Genomic DNA, 14,328 nt, shown 5'->3' with positions numbered 1-14,328 from the left:
TCAGGTCGCCGCCGGGTTGGCCGGCGGCAATATGGAAGGTGCTCAGAAGAGCGGCAGGCTGTAGCTCAGGATCAGGCGGTTCTGTACCTGGTTCGGCTCCAGTTGCGAATGCAGGAGGCCATTTCTCCAGGCAATCCCCAGCCCCTTGAACGCTCCGTCCTGGATCGCGTAATCGAGCCCGATGTCGCGCTCCCATTCGGACCTTGCGCTGCTGGAGGCGCTCTGGATGTGGTTGCCCTTGAGGTACATCAGCGACGCCTTCAGGCCAGGTATCCCCAGCGCAGCGAAGTCATAGCTGTACTGGGCGAAGCCGGTGCGCTCTCCTGCCCGGTTGAAGCTGGCAAGCATGCGGTCGGTGTGCAGATAGATGCTCGCACCGCCCGCGCCTTTGTCCACCAATGAGCCCTGGTTGAGCTGCACGAAGTTGCTACCGTCGGACACCGCCTGGTAACCGGCCATCAATGCGTGGCCGCCGATGCTGTAGGTAAAAGCGGCGCTCCAGGTGTGGTTATCGATCTCGCCTGTGCCGTCTTCGGTGAAACCACCGACACGGTAGCCCGAAGCACGCCCTGCGGCGGTGCTGTTGGCACCATCGGAGGTGGTGCGGAAGTAGCGCAGGTCAGTCTTGAACGACTGTCCCTCGGCGATCGCGAAGCTGTGCGTCAGGCCAAGAAAATGCTGGTTGTAGTAATCCTCCAGATTGGCGAAATAGTATTGCGCCAGCAGCTCCTTGCCGAAGCTGTAGTCGCCGCCGGCAAACAGAAACTGGTTGCTCTCCTGGGTACCGCCACTCACGGCAAGGCCGGTCCGGTCGCTGGAGCCACGGCCAGTGGCATGCTCCAGGCGGCCGGCAGTGAGGGTCAGGCCATCGATTTCATTCGAGGTGATCTGTCCGCCTACGAAGGTCTGCGGCAGCAACCGACCATCGTTGTAGGTCACCACCGGCAACTTGGGCATCAAGGTGCCATAGCGGGCCTCGGTCTTGGACAACCTCAGCTTGGGGGTCACGCCCAGGCGGCTCCATTCACTGGCAGCACCGTCGCCATCATTGGCAATCATCGAACTGCCGCGATGGCGTCCGGCGCCGCTGTCCAGAGTCAGGCCAAGCAGGCCGATGGCGTCCAGTCCGACCCCCACCTGGCCCTCGGTGTAGCCGGAGGTGAAGGTGAACATGAAGCCCTGGGCCCACTCTTGGGTCTTGCTTTGCCCGGCAGGGCCGGGTTGGTCGCGAAAGTCGTTATCGAAGTAAAAGTTACGCAGGTTGAGGCTGGCCTGGCTGTCGGCCAACAGGTCCGCCAGGGCTGCGGGGCTGAACGGAAGCGCAAGCGCACCTGTGGCGAAGCCGAGGTTTTTGACGATCTTTTTCATTGCTTGACTCTGTATTCGGGCGCAGGGAACCCGCCCGGCTCGGGGCGGGCACTCGTGAAAGGATCGGGAATCAGGCGGCGCTGGGAGAGTTGCCCGACACCACATTGAGGTCCTTCTTGAAGGTCTCGGTGAGCAGCAACAGGGCAATCAGCGAAACCAGCGCCGAACCCACCATGTACCAGGCCACCGAAGAGCCCTTGCCCGTCATCGACAGCAGCGCCGTGGTCACCAACGGCGTGGCGGCGCTACCCAACAGCCCCGAGAGCATGTAGCTGATGGACAAACCCGAGTAGCGGACCTTGGTGCCGAACAACTCGGCGAGGAAGGTCGCGATGGGGCCGTAGTTGGCGGCGAAGGCCGTCATCATCAGCAGGTAGCCAGCGAACACCAGCGGCAGCGCCTTGGTGTCCATCAACCAGAACATGGGGAACGCCACCAGGGCCTCGGCGAGGATGCCCGCGACGATGATCGGCTTGCGCCCGATACGGTCAGACAGCGCGCCAAAAAACGGCAACATGAAAATGCACGCGGCACAGGAAACCAGCACCACGACCAGCATCTCGCCCCGCGAAAAGCCCAGGGTCTGGGTGCCATAGGTAAGGCCAAAGGCGACGATCAGGTTGTAGGAGGTACCGGTGGACATGGTCGCAATACCGCCCAGCAGCACCTGCTTCCAGTACTTTCTGAACACCTCGAACAATGGCACCTTGACCTGCGCGCCGGTCTTCTCCACCGCCTTGAACGACGGCGTCTCATGGATGTTCAGGCGGATATACAGGCCGAGGGCGATCAGCAGGATGCTGGCCAGGAAGGGCACGCGCCAACCCCAGGAGAGCAGGTCCTCAGTGGACATGGAAGTGGCGATCAGCAAGAAGACCAGGTTGGCCAGCATAGTGCCCGCCGGCACGCCGATCTGCACCCAAGAACCATAGAGGCCCCGCTGGTGCTTTGGCGCGTGCTCCACGGCCATCAGCACGGCGCCGCCCCACTCCCCGCCCAAGGCCAGGCCCTGGATGATCCGCAGCGTCAGCAGCAACACCGGCGCCCAGATACCGATAGCGTCGTAGTCCGGCAACAGGCCGATACCGAAGGTCGCCGCGCCCATCGTCAGCAGTGAGATCAGCAGCATCGACTTGCGTCCCAGGCGGTCACCGAAGTGACCGAACAGGGCAGCGCCCAGGATGCGCGCACCATAGGCCGAGGCGAAAGTGCCAAAGGCCAACAGCGTACCCACCAGGGGGTCGAAGCCAGGAAAGAAGATTTTGTTGAACACCAGGGCCGAGGCCGTGGCAAAGAGGAACAAGTCGTACCACTCGACCGTCGTGCCTATGACGCTGGCAATTGCGACTTTCTTCATGTCGGTCGTGGGTTCGGATTGCCCACTGGCAACCTCGGTGAACGCAGGGCTGGTCATGCCATTTCTCCCGGTTTGTGCCCTTAGGGCATGGGGTATCGTTGTTTTTGGCAGTTCAATAGGTTGCGGCTGTTTCTTGTTTTTCAGGCAAAGCCTGCCCATGGCGCCCGGCAGCGAGAATGGCGTCCGGGCAACCTGGGTGCTTCGGATAGGTCAGTTTCTGTTGGCTCGGCTCAGGACCGCGTTGAGCAGCACGTCGCAGCCCTGGGTGACGTCATCCGGCAGAGCATCTTCAGCCTCGTTGTGGCTGAGGCCTCCAACGCAAGGGATGAACACCATGGTGGTCGGGCAATGCCGCGCCAGGTGAATAGCGTCGTGGCCGGCACCGCTGACGATGTCCTGGTGCGGGTAACCCAGCGCTTGCACCGCGCGCCGCACGGCATCGACGCAAGCCGGGTCGAAGGGCGTGGCCGGGCTCAGCCAGTGCCGCTCGACCGCCACCGACAGCCCGCGGTGATCGGCAATAGCGGCCATGCGCTCCCGGGCCGCCTCCTCCATGGCGCGAATCTCGGCATCCTCGTGGTGGCGCAAGTCCAGGGTGAAGGCGACGCAGCCGGGAATGGTGTTACGCGAGGAGCGGGCGATGTTCAGTTGGCCCACGGTCACCAACCCCTTGGGCGCGAAGTCGCGGGAGAGTTGCTCAAGCGCGGTAATCATCTCCGACACCCCGAACAGCGCATCCCGACGCAACGGCATCGGCGTGGTGCCGGCATGGGCGGGGACGCCCGTTACCTCGATATCCAGCCAGCAGATGGCCTGGCCGCCGGTAACCACACCCACTGGCAGCCCGGCATCCTCAAGGATTGGCCCCTGTTCGATATGGGCCTCGAAGTAGGCGTCGAACTCACGCCCGAGCGGCAGGTTGCCGGCCTGTTCGGAGTGCGCCAAGGCCTCGGCCACGCTCACGCCCTCGGCATCGCACGAGGCCAGGGCGCGCTCCAGTGGAAGGTCGCCGGTGAACACCGCCGAGCCGAGCATGGCCGGCGTAAAACGTGCTCCTTCCTCATTGGTCCAAACGGCGATTTCCAACGCCCGCTCGGTCTCGATGCCCTGCTCTGCCAGGCGGCGCACAACCTCCAGGCCGGCCAGCACACCATAGATACCGTCGAAGCGCCCACCCTTGGGCTGGGTGTCCAGGTGACTGCCCATCACTACCGGCGGCAACGCCGGGTTGCGCCCGGCCTTGCGGGTGAAGAGGTTGCCGATCGAGTCGGTCCCTGTTTCCATGCCCAGGTCACGGCACCAGCCGCTGAACAACTCGCGCCCGGCCCGGTCCTCGGCGGAAAGCGCCAGTCGGCAATTACCGCCCTTCTCGGTCGGCCCCACCTTGGCCATCTGCATCAGGCTGTCCCACAGCCGCTCGCCATTGCATTTCAACATGCTGGTTTCCTCTTCTGGTCAGAGCTTCAATAGCCCAGGCGCATATCCACAAGGTTCATCAAAGGCTGCCCCGCCTCCAGACGCCGCGCGTTATCCGCGACCTGCAGGGCGATGCAATCATGGGAAGCGGCCGAGGCCATGTGCGGCGTAACGGTGATGCCGGGGGTGGTCCAGAGCCGGCTGTCCGGCGGCAATGGTTCGCGCTCGAAGACATCCAACAGCGCACCACGCAGGCGGCCGCTCTCCACCGCCTCGATCAACTCGTCCACCACCACGTGCTGGCCTCGTCCGCAGTTGACCACCGCCGCGCCAGGCGCCAGGGCCTCGAAAGTGCGATGGCAGAATATGCCGCGTGTCGCCTCAGTCAGCGGCAGCAGGTTCACCAGCACATCGAGGCCATCGAGGAAGCCAGCCAGGCCCTTTTCTCCGGCATGGGTCGTCACACCCTCGATGCACTTGGCCGTACGTGCCCAACCCCGCACGGCGTACCCGGCGGCGGCCAGCTCGGCAGCGATGGACCCACCTAGAGCGCCCAGCCCCATGATGCCGACGCGCAGGTCCGAGGCGCGCTTCTGCGGATGACGCCGCCATAGTTTCGATTGTTGCTGGGCCAGTACCCGGTCGAAGTCACGGTGATAGTGGATCACCGCCCAGCGCACGTACTCGGCCATGCCCTGGCGGTGCGCCGGATCGACCACGCGACAGACCGGTACCTCGGCGTGTTCAGGGTCGGTGGCAAGGTGATCGACCCCGGCGGCAACCGAATGGATCAACCTGAGGTTTGGCAAGGCGCCCAGGCTGCCGGCCGGTGGGAACCAACAGGCGGCGACCACCGCTTCACGGGCCGCCGGTTCGTCAGCGAGCACCACCTGCAGCTCCGGCGCCCGGCGGGCAAAGGCATCCTTGAGCTGACCGAGCAGCACGCTGTCGGCGGACAAGAGTACTAACGGTTTCATGAGCAGTAGGACTCGCGCTGGGATTCGATCAGGGTCAAGGCGGCGTTCCAACTGAGCGTGATGATTTCGGCGGAGTCGTCGCGCTCGAACTGCTCGGCGGTGTGGCGACACACGTCCTCGGCCGGGTAGATCAGCTTGGAACCGCCGGCCAGCGCCTGGACCTGTGCCTGGCAGGCCCGCTCCAGGAAGTGGATCTCATGGAAGGCCTCAGCCACGCTTCTGCCGCCGGCCAGCAAGCCGTGGTTGCGCAGGATCATCGCCTTGTGCGGCCCGAGGTCCGCGACCAGCCGCTCACGCTCATCGAGCGACAGGGCAATGCCTTCGTACTGGTGGTAGGCCAACTTGCCGTAGAACTTCAGCGCGTGCTGGCTGATGGGCAAAAGGCCCTGTTCCTGGGCGGACACCGCGATCCCGGCGGCGGTATGGGTATGCACCACACAGGCCAGGTCCGGGCGAGCCATATGGATGGCCGAGTGGATGACGAACCCGGCGGCGTTGACCCGGCGCTCGCCGAAAGCTTCATCGACCACCTTGCCGTCCTGGTCGATACGCACCAGGTCCGAGGCGCGCATGCGGTCGAAGAGGACGCCGTAGCGATTGATCAGGAAGTGATGCTCGGGACCTGGGACACGCAGCGTGATGTGGGTGTCGATCAGATCGGTCATCCGGAAGTACGCAGTCAACCGGTACAGGGCGGCCAGCTCGCAGCGGGCCTGCCATTCAACGTCACTGACAGTGTGAGGCTTGCTCATAAAAACTCCTGGTTAGCGAGCGTAGGCCGGGGTGTGCTGCACTTGGCCACGCAGGCGGGCAAGGCCGCAGACCCCGATCAGGGAAAGCGCGGAAAGGAACGTGAAGAAGAAGGCCAACGGCATCCATTGGCCGGCGAACTGATTGGCGATCAGCGTGCCGATGATCGGCGTGCTGCCCCCAGCGATGGCGCAGATCAGCTGGTAGGCGATGGAGATCCCGGAGTAGCGCAAGTGCGTCGGGAAGGCCTGGGCCATGTAGCCAGCGATCACCGCGTAGAGCGCCGAAAGGGTAATGACCGCAAGCGCGATGCCGAGGGTCATCAGCACCAGGTTCTGGGTGCCCACCAGAATGAACATCGGGTACGGCACGGCCATGCACAGCAACGCCACCAGTTTCAGGAAGCGCCCTTCGCCGATGCGCTCGGCCAGCAGCGCCGAGAGCGGCTGGGAAAGAAACTGCAGGACGGTCACCAGGAACAGACAGTCGAGGATGGTGGCACGGTCGATGCCTTGGTACTGGGTGACGTAGGTGATCATGAAGGTGTTGGTGAAAAAGAAGCCGGCCGAACCGATGGTGACAGCCAATGCGGCGAAGAGGATCTGCCGCCAGCAGGTGCGCATCACTTCCAGCACTGGGTATTTCGCGGTCTCGTCGCTCTCACGCACGGCCTTGAACTCCGGAGACTCATCCACGCCAAAACGGATGGCCAGCCCAACCAGCATCAACAGGCCACTGATCAGGAACGGGATGCGCCAACCCCAGTCGAGAAACTCCTCCGGCTCAAGCGAAGTCACCACCCGGAACGCGATCAGCGACAGCAGCAAACCGGCCGGGCTGCCCAACTGGGCGAAGGAGGCATAGAAGGTCTTGCGCTTGGCCGGTGCGTGTTCACTGGCCATCAGCACCGCCCCTCCCCACTCGCCGCCCACCGAAATGCCTTGGATGATGCGCAGTACGATCAGACCGATCGGCGCCCAGATACCGATGCTGGCATAACTCGGCAGCAGACCAATGCCGGTGGTGGCCAGGCCCATCAGCGCCATGGTCACCAGTAGCATCTTCTTGCGGCCCAGTCGGTCGCCCAGGTGGCCGAAGACCATGCCGGCCATTGGCCGTGCGATGAATCCCACTGCAAAGGTGCCGAACGCCGCCAGGGTGCTGAGAAACGGATCGGAGCTGGGGAAGAACACCTGGCCAAGCACAAGCGCCGCTGCAGTAGCGTAAATGTAGAAGTCGTAGAACTCGATCGTGGTGCCGACAAAGGCGGCCGCCGCCGCGCGGCGGTGCTGGCTGGACTGGTGCATGCAAGGCCCTTTTTTTGGACTATTTATCAAGGCAGGTGTGGAAACTGGCTAAGCCGGTCGCGCTCTGTTGGCGCTTTCGTGTTTTATCGCGTCGCAGCTATAATTAGTCAATTTGCTAATTCTTATTCACCGCATTAGCAGTGCTACTAATAGGAGTCGAGATGACCGTTCCTACGCCGCAATCTGACGCTTTGGTCAACAAGTGGGAGGGCCGTCGCTTCCTCAATGATCGACTGGATTGGAATCTGCTACGCACCTACCTCGTGATCGGCCAGGAAGGCAGCATCAGCCGTGCGGCGGCACGGCTGCACATCACCCAGTCAGCGGTGAGCCAGGCGCTGAAACGGCTGGAAGAACAGCTGGAATGTGCGCTGATCCTGCGGCGTGGCCCGCGCTTCGACCTCACCGCCGCCGGGGAGGAAGTCCTGAGTATCGCCACCGACATCTATGGCGATGTCTCGCGCATCAGCACGGCGGTGGAGCAGCGCAACGATGCAGTGGCGGGCAAGGTGCGGCTGTTGAGCATCAGCCGTGTGCAGTCGGCGCTTTACGACGATATTCTCGCCGAGTTCCACCAGGCGCACCCACGCGTGGAGCTGGAGATCGATGTGATGCGCAGCTCCGACATCATCAGCTCCCTGTTGCAGAAGACCGCTACGGCGGGCCTGGGCTTGTGTCGCATTGCCCAGCCGAAGCTGGAACAGCGCCAACTGCTGCGTCAGCGCTACGCTTTTTTCTGTGGCCGGCGCCACCGCCTCTTCGGCCGCCACGACGTGTCTCTGGAAGAGCTCCAGGGCGAGAACTTCGTGAGCTTTGTCAGCGATCAACTCGGCGGAAATCTCTCGCCCTTGGCGATCTTTCGCGACCAGCAGGGGTTCACTGGGCGCATCGTCGCCTCCTCCTCCAGCTTCGAGGAAATACACCGCCTGGTCTGCGCCGGATTCGGCATCGGCTGCCTACCGGAACACCTCTTGAGCCAGGACATCGAGCAGGGCCAGTTGTGGCGCCTGCCACCAACCGAGGGCATCGTCGACGTCGATATCTACCTGCTCTGGAACCGAGAGCAGAAGATGACCATCGCCGAAAACATGTTCCTGGAGTACTTCCAGCACAGGCTCGCGACCGCCGAGGGGTGATTGGCCACCCTGACCTTCAAGCGCGCTTGGCATGCCGTTCCAGCTCCCGCACATAGCGCCCCGGGGATTGCCCTACGTACCGCCGGAATGCGCTGCTGAAGGTACTGGCCGAGCCATAGCCGCCGCACTATACGTTGCCAGGCCCTCAGATCGGCAAGGATCGATCCTGAATGACCCGTTTCATCACCAGGGTGGACGTCAGGCGCTGCACATTCGGCAAACTGGACAACCGATTGTCGTAGAGCTGCTGGAAAGCGGGCAGGTCCCGTGTGATTACTTGCAGGAGATAGTCCGGATCACCGAAAAGGCGCTGCGCCTCGACGATCTGGGGGATCTCCAGCAAGGCCGTCTCAAAATCTCCAACCGCCTGCCGATGCCCTTCGCGCAGGGTGACAAAAACGATGGCCGAGAAGTTCAGGCCCAGCTCGCTGGGTGAGAGGCAAGCGCGGTACCCGGTGATAACCCCGGACTCTTCAAGCGCACGAACCCTTCGGTGGCAGGGAGAAAGACTCAAGCCCACACGTTCCGCCAGTTCAGTCAACGAGAGCCGACCGTCGACATGCAGCTCGGCAATAATCTTTCGATCGATGCGGTCCATAGTAGAAGAAGCTTTCCTTCTGCATCTAGAAAAGAGGGATATTCAAAAGATAATCCTATCAGTAATTCCTTAATCTTCTCAGGACATGAATCACAACCTTGAGAAGGCAAAACCGAAGTGACCCTCAATATCTTGGCTGCGTTCTGGGCCGTATCGTTCCTGTTTGTCATCACGCCCGGCGTGGACTGGGCCTATGCGATTTGCGCCGGCATGCGAAGACGCATGGTCGTGCCTGCTGTCGCTGGCCTGCTTTGCGGACACCTGGTGGCGACCATCGTAGTTGCAGCCGGAGTCGGTAGCCTGGTGGGCAGGCATCCCGTGGCGCTCACTGTGCTGACGGTGGCAGGCTCGGCCTATCTGCTCTGGCTAGGCATCGGCATGGTGCTGCGCCCCTCCCTCCTTCAAGCCGCCGAAGCCCAGGCGAACGAGTCATGGTCCCGGTGGGCGGTCAAGGGCGTCTGTGTCAGTGGCCTCAACCCAAAGGTGTTCCTGCTGTTCCTGGCGTTGCTGCCACAATTCACCAACCCGATGGCGGACTGGCCAGTCCCTGTGCAGATCATCGCGCTGGGCCTGGTGCATGCTGTCAGCTGCGGCGTGATCTACCTGCTGGTTGGCTTCAGCGCACGGGCGGTGCTGCAGACCCGGCCATTGGCCGCGAAATTCGTCAGCCGACTCTCCGGGACGGCGATGATCGTCATTGCGCTAATCTTGCTCGCCGAACAGTGCTTGGCATGATCCGCCTTCCCAAGGAGACGAGGAGTTTCGATGAAGAGTTTCAGGCAACGGGCCGCCGAAGGGCTGCGCACGGGTGATTCGTTTACCCTCAGTCGGTGTATTTCAGCCCGGGATATCCAGTGTTTTGCCCGGGTTTCCCGCGATTACAACCCCGTACATGTCGACAGCCCCTCTGCGCACATACGCAACTTCAAGGCACCGATCGCCCATGGACTGCTCACGGCGAGCCTGCTCACCGAGATAGGCGGACAGATCGGTTGGCTGGCATCAGGCATGAGTTTTCGGTTCAAACAGCCGGTCTATGCAGGCGATACGATCACCTGTCATTGGGTGATCGTTGACGTTGACGAGCGCGGCAGAGCCAAGGCAACGGTCACGATATCCAACGCCGAGGGCGTCACCGTACTGGAGGCCGAAACCACTGGCATCATCCCAGGCACCAAAGAACGGGCCCGCCTGATGGAGATGATCGCAGAGGGCGATCCCAGCAATGGTGCTGCGACCCGCCGGAGCAATGCCTGACGTGATAGCGGGTCCCCATACGCCACCGTCAACCCGAGCCCTGCCCGGCCTGCTGGGCGAACCATTGCCTGACCGGCGTCCATGCCGGATGGGTGGCGGCCGAGGGTTGCGGGCATAGCGAATAGACGCCTCCGGTCTTCAAGGGGGCGCCGAACGGGATGATAAGCACGCCGCGTTCGATGGACTCCTCGGCCAGTGTCATGTCGGTCATGGCGACACCCAGGCCTCGTGCCGCCGCATCGAGCGCCAGTGCGTCGAGGTTGAAGGGGATGTGCCGATAGTCCTCCAGCGACTTGCCGCCATTGGCGGCTAACCAGTCGATCCACGCTTGCTTGTCCGTCGAACGGTGCAGTAGTGCGAAATGCACCAGGTCATCCATCGACGCCAATGGCTGCTCCGGGCTGCCCAGGCCTGGGGCGCATACCGGCACCAACGCCTCCTCGACCAGGGTCAGGCAGGCTGGGTCGGAGGAAGGTTCGGGCAAATAGAGGATATAGGCGTCACTGTCGCTGGCCGGTTCGACGACCTCGGTTGCAACGGTCTCGATCGACAGGGAGATGTCCGGATGGCGCAGGTAGAAGTCACTCAGCTTGGGCAGCAACCAGCGAACCGCCAACGACACGTGCATGCGTATGCGCAAGGGCCGCTTGTGCGGGGCAATCCTGCCCTCGAGTACCTTCAACTGCTCCAGGATGTTCCGGGCACTGGCCAGCACCTGTTCGCCCTCGGCCGTCAAGCGGATGTTCCGACTGTTGCGCACGAACATCGGCACGCCGAAATGCCCCTCCAATTGCTGGATTTTCCGGCTTACCGCACTTTGCGTCAGGCAGAGGGACTGTGCGGCCTGGGTGAAACTGCCTATATCACAGGCTTGCAGCGCCTGGACAAAGGGCGCCTGCGCGCCCAGGGCAGCGACGGCAGCATTGAAGCGCAGCAGGTCCTGGTCTGCCTGAATGCCTTCGTTCCCCGTGTGGGGGTACAAGGCAGCGGCACCTTCCCCATGGAGCTCAGCGCCAGCCTTACCCGCCCACTGAGCGACGAGGAGTTCCGCGCGATCGGTGCCGTGAAGCCTTGGGGCGTGCTGTCCACCCGGCCGCTCGGCGCCACGGTGCGGCTGCCACCCGACCGCCGGGTGAGGCGCTATCCAGAAGCTCGATAAAAGCCAACTGCCCAACTGGCACAATCTTGACTCGGTGCTGATGAAGAAACTCGAAGTCAACGACCCAGGCAACCAGTATGGCTACCCATACATGTGGGGAACCGCTCATTACGCCAACCCCAACAGCGCAGCAGATGAATACTTGGTTCCGTCCGTGAAGCAAGACCTGGCGATCTACCCACCGAAGAACGTCATGGAAAAACTGTTCACCGTAGAGGAACTCCCCGCTGCAATCGCGCGGCTGACGACCCGCCTGTGGACCAAGCTGAAGACCAATACCTAAGCAGGATGGCCTGTGGCGTAATGCTTGCGGCCGACGCTCGCTCCTACCTACGGCGCTCCGCGGCCTTTTACCCATGCAGGCACCGCCCTCAGGTAGACCAGTTCACCGACCAGTTCTACCAAGGTCTGGGTGATCACGGCCGCGGCGGCCAACCCTCTGATAGGCTCGGGAAGCGCCATTGCCAATGGCAGGACCACCAGCGAGTTACGCGTGGAGGCACTGAACACCACCGCCCGCGCAGCGGGCGTGTCCAGGCGGAACGCCTTCGCACTGAGCACACCCAGCACAGGCGCCAGTACCAGGAAGGCGACGTAAACCGGTAGCAACGGCGCCAATACCGCCAGTTGCTGCACGACCACCGCGATCTGCGAACCGATCACCGCCACCAGCACGGCCGCCATCGCTGGCACCGGCAGCCAGGCCCAGGCTGCGCTCCAACGGCGCACCGCCGCTGAGCGTGCCCCGCCCAGCTCGGTTGCGACCGCCAGGACCAAGGGCACGACGATCAACAGCAGAAAGGCTTCGGCAAATGGCCAGACAGCAATCACCGTCCCAGCCTCTGCCCCGAGCATGAGCTGCAGATAGACCGGCAACAGCAGCAACTGGAGCAAAAGCAAGAGTGGCGTGGCGGCCAGTATCAGTCGCGAATCGCCTTTACCCAGGTGGGTGAACACCACGACGTAGTCGATGCAAGGGGTCAACAGCACCAGCAGGGCGCCGGCCAGCAAGGCTTTGTTTGCGGAAAGCGGCAAAGTCAGCAAGCAGACCAGCAACGGCACCAACACGAAGTTGGCCATGAGCAACGCCCCGACGAAGCGCCGATTGGCGAATGCCTTGCGCAGCTCGAGAAATGGAATCTGCAGGAACATGGCGTACATCAGCACGGCGATCGCTGGGGTGATGATCCCGCTCATCAACTCGGCAACGCCCCCAGATGCCAAGCCTGAGATAGCCGCGATGATCACCACGGCGAAATACAGCGCTATCTGATTCTGTTCCAGCCAGTCCCGCGACATCCGCTCTCCCCCACCTGAAATCGCGCATTGTCGCATAGCGGCCAGGGTTGCAGCGTGTCCGGCCTGCATCGCTCACTCATTCCAGATAAGCATTACACAATGAAAATTCAGTATTTCTAGATCTAAGAAAGACACCGTAGTCTCAGCCCAGGCCCCACAGTGCAAACAAGGATCCTTTCCATGAGCCACGCTGAAAACGTTGTCGACTTCGTCCAGTTCCGCAAGCGCAAGCAAGCACAGCAGTTAGGGCGGCTGATGTGGGCAATGTATGCGCAACAGGCGGGGCTCGCAGCACAGCAATGGCGTGAGGCCCTGGCCTCGGCGAAAGCACCTCGCCAGGCGTGACGGCATGACCACGCCGAGCCGTTTCCTGGCGACAACGAATGATCCGAGCTTGACCCTGATGCAAGAAACCGAGCCGAACGACGACGATGCCATTGGCTACCGCGTCGCGCAAAACCTGCAGCGCCTGCGCAGCAAACGTCACTTGTCGCTGGACGCCCTGGCCCGGTTGAGTGGCGTCAGCCGGGCGATGCTGGCGCAGATCGAGTCCGGGCGCAGCGTGCCGTCGATCAAGGTGCTGTGCAAAATCGCAAAAGGTGTGAGGGTATCGGTCGCTGCCTTTCTGGAGCACCGCGAATGCGATGGCGTGACATTGATGCCTGCGCGCGACAGTAAACGACTGGTCAGCGCCAGCGGTGCATTCGTCAGCCGGGCGCTCTACCCGTACGACACATCGCGCCAAGTGGAATTCTACGAGCTACGGGTGGGCCCACTGGGCGAGGAGTACTCGCAGGGGCATGGGCCGGGCGTCCAGGAGAACCTGGTCGTCGCCCAAGGGGCGCTGGAGATCAGTGTGAACGAGGAACGCTTCCTGCTCTCCACCGGGGATTCGATCGTGTTCTATGCCGACCAGCCCCACCGCTACCGCAACCCGGTAGACAGCGAGGCCGTGGCTTATCTGGTGGTCACCCACCCCGAGCGCCGCGACTGAAGAACGCGGCGACCCGATTCAGCAGGTGCAGCACATCATCGGCATGCCGTTGCAGCTCATCATCATTGGCATGCTGCAATCGTTCATCATCTTGGTCATGAGCATGCAGCAGTTGCTCATCATGTCCATGCTCATGCCCGCCATCGGCATCAACTTGCAGGTCATGCCATCGGCCATCATGGTGCACTCCATCATGCACTTCATCATTGGCATGGACATACCGTTCATTGCCATCGGCATGTTCATCATCGGCATGTTCATGCTCATGGCCATGGCGGCCTGGGACATGCAGAGCATGGACAGGTTGGCGCACTGCATCATCATCGGCATGCCGCAGTTCATCATCATCTGCATGGTTTCGGCGCTGTTCTTGAACATGGCCATGTCCATGCCGGCCGCCGGCTTCATGGTGCACATCATGCCGTCTTCGACCATCTTGCAGGTCATGGTCGCCATCATCATCGGCATGCCCATCATTGGCATCATCGGCATGTTGGCGCTCATCGGCATCTGCATTGCGTTCATCATGGTGAAATCCTCTTCAAATTCGACGATAGGGTGTGAAGTTGATGAGGCCGATTCTAGGCGTGCGCGCTGGCGCAACAAGATGCCGGCGCAGCAGCCCCAGGCGCTGCCAGAGCAAGCGAAGCAGCACTGATCGCTGTCGCCATGAGCGTCATGACAGCGACTTCGACGCAATCACAGCCAAG

15 protein-coding genes and 2 pseudogenes are annotated in these 14,328 nt (G+C 62.2%); 7 read left to right on the top strand and 10 right to left on the bottom strand.

Features of this window, described 5'->3' with window-relative positions; all coding sequences use genetic code 11:
- Positions 1-42: 42 nt before the first annotated feature.
- The 6 genes from ACYU03_RS10025 to ACYU03_RS10000 all read right to left on the bottom strand — a co-directional run bounded on the left by ACYU03_RS10025 (position 43) and on the right by ACYU03_RS10000 (position 7,175).
- On the bottom strand, positions 43-1,368 hold the full coding sequence (locus tag ACYU03_RS10025) for an OprD family porin (protein ID WP_461890252.1): 1,326 nt from the start codon (positions 1,366-1,368) through the stop codon (positions 43-45).
- A gap of 70 nt (positions 1,369-1,438) precedes the next feature.
- Positions 1,439-2,782, bottom strand: a complete 1,344-nt coding sequence (locus ACYU03_RS10020) for an MFS transporter (protein WP_461890250.1) — start codon at positions 2,780-2,782, stop codon at positions 1,439-1,441.
- Positions 2,783-2,935: 153 nt separating this feature from the next.
- Positions 2,936-4,162: a Zn-dependent hydrolase gene (locus tag ACYU03_RS10015; protein ID WP_461890248.1), complete on the bottom strand. Its 1,227-nt coding sequence runs from the start codon at positions 4,160-4,162 to the stop codon at positions 2,936-2,938.
- Positions 4,163-4,188: 26 nt separating this feature from the next.
- The gene (locus tag ACYU03_RS10010; protein WP_461890246.1) at positions 4,189-5,118 is read right to left on the bottom strand and encodes a 2-hydroxyacid dehydrogenase; all 930 of its coding nucleotides are present in this window, start codon (positions 5,116-5,118) and stop codon (positions 4,189-4,191) included.
- Positions 5,115-5,870, bottom strand: coding sequence for a class II aldolase/adducin family protein (locus ACYU03_RS10005; RefSeq protein ID WP_461890245.1), 756 nt, complete (start codon positions 5,868-5,870; stop codon positions 5,115-5,117). Before ACYU03_RS10005 ends, ACYU03_RS10010 begins: the two co-directional genes overlap by 4 nt.
- A gap of 12 nt (positions 5,871-5,882) precedes the next feature.
- Positions 5,883-7,175, bottom strand: a complete 1,293-nt coding sequence (locus ACYU03_RS10000; RefSeq protein WP_461890243.1) for an MFS transporter — start codon at positions 7,173-7,175, stop codon at positions 5,883-5,885.
- Between the two features lie 161 nt (positions 7,176-7,336).
- Between ACYU03_RS10000 and ACYU03_RS09995 the strand changes: the two genes are divergently transcribed.
- Positions 7,337-8,311, top strand: coding sequence for a LysR family transcriptional regulator (locus ACYU03_RS09995; protein WP_461890241.1), 975 nt, complete (start codon positions 7,337-7,339; stop codon positions 8,309-8,311).
- Positions 8,312-8,456: 145 nt separating this feature from the next.
- Here ACYU03_RS09995 and ACYU03_RS09990 read toward each other — a convergent pair whose 3' ends face one another.
- On the bottom strand, positions 8,457-8,909 hold the full coding sequence (locus ACYU03_RS09990) for an Lrp/AsnC family transcriptional regulator (RefSeq protein WP_461890239.1): 453 nt from the start codon (positions 8,907-8,909) through the stop codon (positions 8,457-8,459).
- A 117-nt stretch (positions 8,910-9,026) separates the two neighbouring features.
- Here ACYU03_RS09990 and ACYU03_RS09985 point away from each other — a divergent pair, with 117 nt between their 5' ends.
- Entirely contained in the window at positions 9,027-9,644 is a 618-nt protein-coding gene (locus ACYU03_RS09985) for a LysE family translocator (RefSeq protein ID WP_461890237.1), read from the top strand.
- Between the two features lie 30 nt (positions 9,645-9,674).
- Positions 9,675-10,166: a MaoC family dehydratase gene (locus tag ACYU03_RS09980; protein ID WP_461890235.1), complete on the top strand. Its 492-nt coding sequence runs from the start codon at positions 9,675-9,677 to the stop codon at positions 10,164-10,166.
- 28 nt (positions 10,167-10,194) lie between these two features.
- Here ACYU03_RS09980 and ACYU03_RS09975 read toward each other — a convergent pair whose 3' ends face one another.
- Positions 10,195-11,073, bottom strand: a complete 879-nt coding sequence (locus ACYU03_RS09975; RefSeq protein ID WP_461891437.1) for a LysR substrate-binding domain-containing protein — start codon at positions 11,071-11,073, stop codon at positions 10,195-10,197.
- On the opposite strand from ACYU03_RS09975, the pseudogene ACYU03_RS09970 reads away from it, so the two are divergent.
- Positions 11,017-11,301: pseudogene (locus ACYU03_RS09970) on the top strand (FAD-dependent oxidoreductase); the annotation flags it as partial. The gene ACYU03_RS09975 and the pseudogene ACYU03_RS09970 overlap by 57 nt on opposite strands.
- Position 11,302: 1 nt before the next feature.
- Positions 11,303-11,428 (top strand): annotated as a pseudogene (locus ACYU03_RS09965) (spermidine/putrescine ABC transporter substrate-binding protein PotF); the annotation flags it as partial.
- Positions 11,429-11,655: 227 nt separating this feature from the next.
- On the opposite strand, the gene ACYU03_RS09960 reads toward ACYU03_RS09965, so the two are convergent.
- On the bottom strand, positions 11,656-12,624 hold the full coding sequence (locus ACYU03_RS09960; RefSeq protein WP_461890233.1) for a bile acid:sodium symporter: 969 nt from the start codon (positions 12,622-12,624) through the stop codon (positions 11,656-11,658).
- A 180-nt stretch (positions 12,625-12,804) separates the two neighbouring features.
- Between ACYU03_RS09960 and ACYU03_RS09955 the strand changes: the two genes are divergently transcribed.
- Together ACYU03_RS09955 and ACYU03_RS09950 are read left to right on the top strand one after the other, a co-directional pair.
- Positions 12,805-12,969, top strand: coding sequence for a hypothetical protein (locus ACYU03_RS09955; RefSeq protein ID WP_461890231.1), 165 nt, complete (start codon positions 12,805-12,807; stop codon positions 12,967-12,969).
- A 4-nt stretch (positions 12,970-12,973) separates the two neighbouring features.
- Positions 12,974-13,618, top strand: coding sequence for a helix-turn-helix domain-containing protein (locus tag ACYU03_RS09950; RefSeq protein ID WP_461890229.1), 645 nt, complete (start codon positions 12,974-12,976; stop codon positions 13,616-13,618).
- An 18-nt stretch (positions 13,619-13,636) separates the two neighbouring features.
- On the opposite strand, the gene ACYU03_RS09945 is transcribed toward ACYU03_RS09950, so the two are convergent.
- Complete coding sequence (locus ACYU03_RS09945) at positions 13,637-14,146, bottom strand: hypothetical protein (protein WP_461890227.1); 510 nt, start codon at positions 14,144-14,146, stop codon at positions 13,637-13,639.
- Between the last annotated feature and the right edge of the window lie 182 nt (positions 14,147-14,328).

The sequence above is a fragment of the Pseudomonas sp. X10 genome, from assembly GCF_054889225.1.
This window is presented reverse-complemented; position numbering and strand designations above follow the sequence as displayed.

What these genes read in the sequence shown, in the direction of transcription:
- ACYU03_RS10010 (WP_461890246.1), bottom strand. Translation starts at nt 5,118, where the DNA reads ATGAAACCGTTAGTACTCTTGTCCGCCGACAGCGTGCTGCTCGGTCAG.
- ACYU03_RS10020 (WP_461890250.1), bottom strand. Translation starts at nt 2,782, where the DNA reads ATGACCAGCCCTGCGTTCACCGAGGTTGCCAGTGGGCAATCCGAACCC.
- ACYU03_RS09950 (WP_461890229.1), top strand. Translation starts at nt 12,974, where the DNA reads ATGACCACGCCGAGCCGTTTCCTGGCGACAACGAATGATCCGAGCTTG.
- ACYU03_RS10000 (WP_461890243.1), bottom strand. Translation starts at nt 7,175, where the DNA reads ATGCACCAGTCCAGCCAGCACCGCCGCGCGGCGGCGGCCGCCTTTGTC.
- ACYU03_RS09955 (WP_461890231.1), top strand. Translation starts at nt 12,805, where the DNA reads ATGAGCCACGCTGAAAACGTTGTCGACTTCGTCCAGTTCCGCAAGCGC.
- ACYU03_RS10025 (WP_461890252.1), bottom strand. Translation starts at nt 1,368, where the DNA reads ATGAAAAAGATCGTCAAAAACCTCGGCTTCGCCACAGGTGCGCTTGCG.
- ACYU03_RS09990 (WP_461890239.1), bottom strand. Translation starts at nt 8,909, where the DNA reads ATGGACCGCATCGATCGAAAGATTATTGCCGAGCTGCATGTCGACGGT.
- ACYU03_RS10005 (WP_461890245.1), bottom strand. Translation starts at nt 5,870, where the DNA reads ATGAGCAAGCCTCACACTGTCAGTGACGTTGAATGGCAGGCCCGCTGC.
- ACYU03_RS09960 (WP_461890233.1), bottom strand. Translation starts at nt 12,624, where the DNA reads ATGTCGCGGGACTGGCTGGAACAGAATCAGATAGCGCTGTATTTCGCC.
- ACYU03_RS09945 (WP_461890227.1), bottom strand. Translation starts at nt 14,146, where the DNA reads ATGATGAACGCAATGCAGATGCCGATGAGCGCCAACATGCCGATGATG.
- ACYU03_RS09980 (WP_461890235.1), top strand. Translation starts at nt 9,675, where the DNA reads ATGAAGAGTTTCAGGCAACGGGCCGCCGAAGGGCTGCGCACGGGTGAT.
- ACYU03_RS09995 (WP_461890241.1), top strand. Translation starts at nt 7,337, where the DNA reads ATGACCGTTCCTACGCCGCAATCTGACGCTTTGGTCAACAAGTGGGAG.
- ACYU03_RS10015 (WP_461890248.1), bottom strand. Translation starts at nt 4,162, where the DNA reads ATGTTGAAATGCAATGGCGAGCGGCTGTGGGACAGCCTGATGCAGATG.